The sequence below is a fragment of the Kocuria sp. CPCC 205260 genome, from assembly GCF_040981045.1.
Classification (GTDB): domain Bacteria; phylum Actinomycetota; class Actinomycetes; order Actinomycetales; family Micrococcaceae; genus Kocuria; species Kocuria palustris.
This window is the reverse complement of the sequence record NZ_JAVKPT010000106.1, coordinates 1-519: the sequence shown is the minus strand read 5'-3', so window position 1 is coordinate 519 and position 519 is coordinate 1. Positions and strand designations below refer to the sequence as shown.

The 519-nt window shown below is 69.7% G+C and carries 1 pseudogene; it reads left to right on the top strand.

The features are described from left to right. Window positions 1-312: 312 nt before the first annotated feature. Window positions 313-519, top strand: a pseudogene (locus tag RF645_RS13420) (phenylalanine--tRNA ligase subunit alpha); the annotation flags it as partial.

The window sequence follows — 519 nt, the reverse complement described above, 5'->3', positions numbered from 1 at the left end:
GCGAGTGTGGACCGGAACCACTGCGGATACACCCGTGGTGGGCACCGATCACCTGGCCGTGCGGTGGGTTCCGTCGAGCGACCCCTACGCCGTACTGGCCTTGCCGTGGATCCCGGCGGACCTTCCGATCGTGCGGGCACTGCTGGGACAGCTCGCCCCATGACCCCGCCGGGTCAGCGGACGCCATGGGTCCTCCACTAGACTGACCCTGCCCGCACCGGCCACGCTGCGGGCATTTGCACGAAAAGCGGCTCACCCACAGGGGGAGCGAGCTCGTGAGAACACCGTCCGCCAGTAGGAACGCGAGAAACCATGTCCGAGACCACACCGTCCGCCGCGGTGGACCCCACCGACGAGGCCGGGGTGACGGCCGCCCTCGAGCACGCACTGCGTGAGATCGAGGCCGCCGCCGACCTCTCCGAGCTGAAGACCGTTCGCCTGGCCCACACGGGGGAGAAATCCCCGCTGGCGCTGGCCAACCGTGCGATCGGTGGGCTGGACAAGGCCGCCAAGGCCACC